Origin of the sequence: Streptomyces sp. NPDC059564 (assembly GCF_042735575.1) — a bacterium.
Classification (GTDB): domain Bacteria; phylum Actinomycetota; class Actinomycetes; order Streptomycetales; family Streptomycetaceae; genus Streptomyces.
The window spans coordinates 1-5,499 of record NZ_JBHWBP010000447.1; the positions used below are offsets into that span (position 1 = coordinate 1).

The window sequence follows — 5,499 nt, forward strand, 5'->3', positions numbered from 1 at the left end:
GCATCCCCGAGGGCCTCGGCTGGAAGGACCGGCTGCGGGCCCTGGCCGACGGCTCACTGGAGGTCGCGCTCAAGTACCCGGTGGTCGGCTCCACCATGGCCAGCCGGACCACCCGCAGGCCCAACGAGTTCCGGGTCGTCGAGCTGATCCTCGGGGCCGTCACGGAGGCCGGGCTCGACGGCGCCGAGGCGGCCGTCCACTACCGGATGGTCGGGGACTCCCTCCTCGCCTACGTCGGCCAGCGCGCGGCCTACCTGCTCTTCGACCCGGACGTCCGCGCGGCCGACGAGTCCTCCTGGAGCCGCGAGTACCGGCTGGTCGACGCGGAGGGGTTCCCCCACATCACCCGGCTGAGCACCGAACTCGCCGAGGTGACGGACGAACAGATCTTCCGGGCCAGGGTCGAGGCGCTGATCACCTCGATCGAAACCCGGGTCCGCACCCTGCGCGAGGCGTAAGGCCGCGCGGGGCCGCCGGGCGCGGCGGCGGCCCCCCGGCCCGGCACCAACGCGGCACCAGCGTGCCGCAGTTCGCGCAACACCGTTGACAACTGCGTTGCGCCAGCGGTTCACTCCCCTCGGCCCGAGCGCCACGCCCGTCCCCGGGTCCGGCCTCCGAGATGAGGGATCACATGCGACACGCGCACCAGGAACCTGCCTCCGCCTCGCCCCGCTCCGCCGCACCGCTCCGCACCGCCGCCACGCTCCCGTCCGCCTCGCGCGCCGGCGTCCCCGACCGGCTCCGCCTCGCCTTCTCCCTGCACGCCGAGGCCCTGCGCCGCGCGATGCCCGTCGCCGAGGTCGCCGGCGAGCACGCCGAAGCCGTCCGGCGCGAGCGGGCCCGTCGCGCCGAGCGCCGAGAGGCCCGCGCCGGGAGGGGGTTCAGCCGCCGGAGGGTGCTCGCCTCGGCGGGGGCGCTCGCTGTGGCGGGCGCCGTTCCGGGTGGTCCCCTCGCCGCCCGGCGGGCGGCGGCCGCCTCCTCCGGCGCCGGGAGCGCGGGCCCTCGTATCGTGATCGTCGGAGCGGGACTCGCCGGGCTGCGCTGCGCGCACCGGCTGTGGAACCAGGGCGCCCCGATCGCCACCACCGTGTACGAGGCGGACACCACCCACATCGGCGGCCGCTGCTGGTCCCTGCGCGGCTTCTTCGACGGCGGGGCCGTCCACGAGCACGGCGGCTCCTTCATCAGCTCCACCGACACCGCCACCCTGAACCTGGCTCGCTCCCTGGGCATCCGGCGCGAGTACGCGGGCGGCGGCGCGCTGGACACCGGGGACTACACCGCCTGGATCAACGAGAGCTCCTACGTGGGCAGTCAGCAGCAGGACGACTGGACCGCGACGGCCTACCAGGCCTTCAGCGCCTCCTACGCGGCGGCCGGCAGCGCCCGCTGGAACAGCGCCACCCCCGAGGCGCGCCGCCTGGACCGGCTGTCCTGCCTGGACTACCTCGACGAGATCGGGCTGCCCTCGGGCTCCCGGCTGGGGCAGCTCGTCCAGTCGCTGCAGCTCCAGTCGGGCGGCGAACCCGCCGAGGCCTCCGCGCTCGGGATGATCGGCTTCCTCGGGGGCTCGCCGGTCTTCGCCGGGGGCGGGTTCGACGAGATGTACCACCTGGCCGGAGGCAACGACCAGCTGGTCAGCGGGATGGCGGCGGGGCTGCCGCCGGGCACGGTCCGGCAGGGGTACGAGCTGGTCGCGCTGCGCCAGAACGCCGACCGCTCCTACACCTGCGTCTTCGGCCACGGCGGCGCCACCGTCTCCGTACCCGCCGACCACGTGGTGCTGGCCCTGCCGTTCAGCACCCTGCGCCGGGTCGACCTCTCCCGGGCCGGCCTCTCCGCCCGCAAGACCACCGCGATCGGGCAGCAGGGCATGGGGCAGAACGGGAAGCTCGTCACCCAGCTGTCGGGGAAGACCTGGCCGCGGCTCGGCTTCAACGGCATCACCAACACCGGGCCGCTCGGCTACCAGACGGCCTGGGACGGCTCGGTCGCGCAGGGCCCGGACGGCGCGCCCGCGCTCCTGGTCGCCTTCCCGGGCGGGAACACCGCGCGCGACCGGCTCACCGGGGCCGCGCACGGCCCGGCCCCGGCGGCGGACGTGGACTGGTTCCTCTCCCAGGCCGAGCGCTCCTACCCGGGCACGACGTCCGCGTTCAACGGGAAGGCGTACGAGGACCATTGGTCCCTGGACCCGTGGCACCTGGGCGCCTACCACTACTACAAGGTCGGCCAGTACACCTCGATCGCCGGCTACGAGGGGGTCCAGGAGGGCCGGATCCACTTCGCGGGCGAGCACACGGACGTCGACAACTCCACCCTGGACGCGGCGGTTTCCTCCGGCGAACGCGTCGCCGCCGCGATCCGCGCCCAGACCTGACCCGGGGGTTCGGCGGCGCGGGCCGGCGAGCTTCTCCGGATTGACCTGACAGCGGCCCGCGCGCCGCGGCTCAGGGGCCGAAGGTGCGCACGCGTTGGTCGTGGAGGTCGTAACGGGCGGCGGCGACGGCCAGCTTGCCGGCCGAGATCGCGCGGGCCAGGTCGGGTTCGGCGGCGAGGCGGTCGCGGGTGCGGCGGGCGTGGGCGTCGATGGTGGCGTCGACGCGGGCCTCGCCCTGCCGGCCGTGGTCGATCGCGGGACGTATCTGGTCGGCCAGGTACTGGATGTGCGCGGGCAGCCGCTCGCCGGTCTCGTCGGCGTGGACGGCCGCGCCGACGGCCCCGCAGGACTGGTGACCGAGGACGAGCACCAGCGGGACCGCCAGTTCGAGGACCCCGTACGCGATGCTGCCGAGGACCGCTTCGTCGAGGACCTCGCCCGCCGAGCGGACGGTCAGCAGATCGCCGAGCCCCTGGTCGAAGACGAGTTCCGGGGGGACGCGGGAATCGACGCAGCCGAGCACGATCGCGAAGGGGTGCTGCCCCTTGGCGAGCCGGAGCCGGGTCGACGGGGACTCGTGCGGGTGCTCCTGGCGGTACGTGCGCCACCGCCGGTTGCCGGCCGCCAGCTCGCGCAGGCACTGCTCGGGGGTCGTGGGCCGGTCCCCGGTCGCGGGCCCGGGCGGGGCGGCGGTCGCGGGGAAGGCGGAGCCCAGCGCGAGCACGGACCCGGCGGCCGCGGTCCCGGCCACGGCGGTGCGCAGGACGGCGCGCCGACTCGCCGAACCACCCTCCCCTGCCCGGGCGTTCGGGATGGCGGCGAGTGACGTACGCGTGTTCCCAGGCTTCTTGTTCGAAAACATGCGCGACGGTATCCCGCTTTGCCTCTCCTTGACCAAGGGTTCGGGAGGTGATTGGCGGGATCGCGTCGTCAGGCGTCCGGGTTCGTACCCAGCCGGACCACGGCCGCGTACCCCTCGGTGCGCAGGAGGACGGTGGCGGGACCCGTCAGCAAGGCCGCGTCGTACGGCCCGAGTTCGGCGGCCGGCCCCGGCAGCGGGCCCCGGTCGAGGGTGGCCGGTCCGTCGAGGGCGCAGACCAGCAGGGTCCCCTCCGGCGGGACGGTCAGGGCGAGTTCGCCCCGTACGACGGCCGTCCGGGCCCGCACGCCCTCCCGCCGGTACATCACGTTGAAGTTCACGACGGGGCCGTCCAGCAGCCGGCAGCCGGTCGGCCGGTCGCCGGGGAAGTGCCGGGGCGCGTAGCGCTCGTCGACGAGGCGGCGCTCGCCCGCGACGGTGAGGTCCATGCCCGCGCCCTCGGCCAGGGTGAGCGTCCGGTCGACGCCGGGGAACTCGGAGAAGGGGCCGTCCGCGGCCACTTCGGCCAGGCTGATCCGCCACGCGAAGTCGGCCGTGCCCGCGCCCTCGGGCCGGGCGGCGATCTCGCGGGTGACTCCCCCGCCGTTCTTCCACGGCACCGCCGTACGTTCGGCGGCGCGCAGGATCCGTATGTCGGCGGGGCCGGGCATGCGGCTTTCCTTCCCTCGGGTCCGTGCCGCCGGGGCGGACGGTACGGGGTCCCGGGCGGCGGGCCCGAGCCTATCGGGGGCCCGGCCGGGACCGGCGGGCACGCCCGGGGAGCCCGGCCGGGACCCCGGGCCGCGGCCGGGTCACCGCACGTTCACGACGACGGTCGGGGAGACCGTCTTGCCGTCGCCCATGACGCGCAGCTCCTCCTCGCCCTTGGTGTTGAGCTTGCCCGTCAGGGAGTAGCTGCTGCCGTTCTTGACGGTGGTGCTCGCCTGCAGCGTCGTCCACTTGCCGTTGTTGCGGTGCTGGAGGACCAGCTTGCTGCCGACCTTCAGGCCCTTGGTGCGTCCGTTGAAGGTGACCTCTCCACCGGCTTTCACCTCGGACTTGTCGGCCTTGATGGTGATCACGCCCTGGCCGGCCGGGCTCGCGCTCGGGGAGGTGGGCGGCTTCGGGGTGGCCGCGGCGAGGGCGTCGGCGGCTCCGGCCGTCAGGACGGCGGCGGACAGCAGGACTGCGGCGATGCTCCGGGCACAGCGGCTGCGCGGTAGGGACTTCACGGTGGCTCCCGTCTCGGGCGTTCTCCCCCCTCGTGTGGACCTCTGGCGAGGCTATCCACCACCCGGAAGGCCCGCGACCAGACGGACCGGGCGTTACGCCGAAAGGGGGTGGGGAGGCGGAGAAACGCCAGGTCGGATTCCCGCCAGCGCCGGTGAGCCGCCCCGCGTTTCATTGAAACCGCAACCAACTACGCGAGGAGCGACAGATGAACGGCAAGACGGTTCTGGTCACGGGCGGCAGCCGGGGCATCGGCGCGGCCACCGCACTGCGCCTGGCCGGGGCGGGCGCCGACGTGGCGATCACCTACGCCGCCGACGAAGCGGCCGCGCAGGCCGTGGTCGGCAAGATCCGGGCACTCGGCCGCCGGGCCGTCGCGGTCCGGGCGGACGCGGGCGAGGCGGGCGACGCGGCGGGCGCCGTGGACTGGGCGGCCGACAGCCTCGGCCGGCTCGACGTCCTCGTCAACAACGCGGGCGCCGGCGTGCTCGGCCCGCTGGAGGACCTCACCCTGGCCCAGATCGACCACGTCATCGCGGTCAACGTCCGCGGGGTCTTCCTGGCCTCTCAGGCCGCGGCCGGCCGGATGGGCCCGGGAGGGCGGATCATCACCATCGGCAGCTGCATGACCCAGCGCGTGCCGGGCCCCGGCGGGACCCTGTACGCGATGAGCAAGTCGGCGCTCACGGGCCTCACCAAGGCGCTGGCCCGCGAGCTGGGCGGGCGCCGGGTCACGGCGAACATCGTGCACCCGGGCCCGATCGACACGGACATGAACCCGGCGGACGGCCCGTACGCGGACCCGCAGGCCGCGATGACCGCCCTCGGCCGTTTCGGCCGCCCGGAGGAGGTCGCGGACCTGGTCGCCTTCCTCGCCGGGGAAGAGGCCGCGTACATCACGGGCGCCGAGTTCTCCGTGGACGGCGGCCACGCCGCCTGACCCGCGCGGCTGCCCGCCGCCGTACGGCGGCGGGCAGCCGAGGTCAGCTCACGTCGAAGTCGTCACCGCGCACGGCACCCTGGCCGTACC

At 74.9% G+C, this 5,499-nt stretch carries 6 protein-coding genes; 3 read left to right on the top strand and 3 right to left on the bottom strand.

Annotated features, from left to right (window positions below; all coding sequences use genetic code 11):
* Positions 1-458 (top strand): TetR/AcrR family transcriptional regulator C-terminal domain-containing protein (locus ACFV0Q_RS37810; RefSeq protein WP_385012080.1); only part of this gene is annotated, 458 nt, incomplete at its 5' end.
* Positions 459-631: 173 nt separating this feature from the next.
* On the top strand, positions 632-2,380 hold the full coding sequence (locus ACFV0Q_RS37815; protein ID WP_385012083.1) for a flavin monoamine oxidase family protein: 1,749 nt from the start codon (positions 632-634) through the stop codon (positions 2,378-2,380).
* A 70-nt stretch (positions 2,381-2,450) separates the two neighbouring features.
* Here ACFV0Q_RS37815 and ACFV0Q_RS37820 read toward each other — a convergent pair whose 3' ends face one another.
* From ACFV0Q_RS37820 to ACFV0Q_RS37830, 3 genes are all read right to left on the bottom strand, one after another.
* Positions 2,451-3,242 carry a carbonic anhydrase gene (locus ACFV0Q_RS37820; RefSeq protein WP_385012085.1) on the bottom strand — a complete coding sequence of 264 codons (792 nt, stop codon included), beginning with the start codon at positions 3,240-3,242 and terminating at the stop codon, positions 2,451-2,453.
* Positions 3,243-3,310: 68 nt separating this feature from the next.
* Complete coding sequence (locus tag ACFV0Q_RS37825) at positions 3,311-3,910, bottom strand: HutD family protein (RefSeq protein WP_385012088.1); 600 nt, start codon at positions 3,908-3,910, stop codon at positions 3,311-3,313.
* A gap of 141 nt (positions 3,911-4,051) precedes the next feature.
* Positions 4,052-4,471, bottom strand: a complete 420-nt coding sequence (locus ACFV0Q_RS37830) for a hypothetical protein (protein ID WP_385012090.1) — start codon at positions 4,469-4,471, stop codon at positions 4,052-4,054.
* Positions 4,472-4,677: 206 nt separating this feature from the next.
* Here ACFV0Q_RS37830 and ACFV0Q_RS37835 point away from each other — a divergent pair, with 206 nt between their 5' ends.
* On the top strand, positions 4,678-5,409 hold the full coding sequence (locus tag ACFV0Q_RS37835; RefSeq protein WP_385012092.1) for an SDR family oxidoreductase: 732 nt from the start codon (positions 4,678-4,680) through the stop codon (positions 5,407-5,409).
* Positions 5,410-5,499 lie beyond the last annotated feature (90 nt).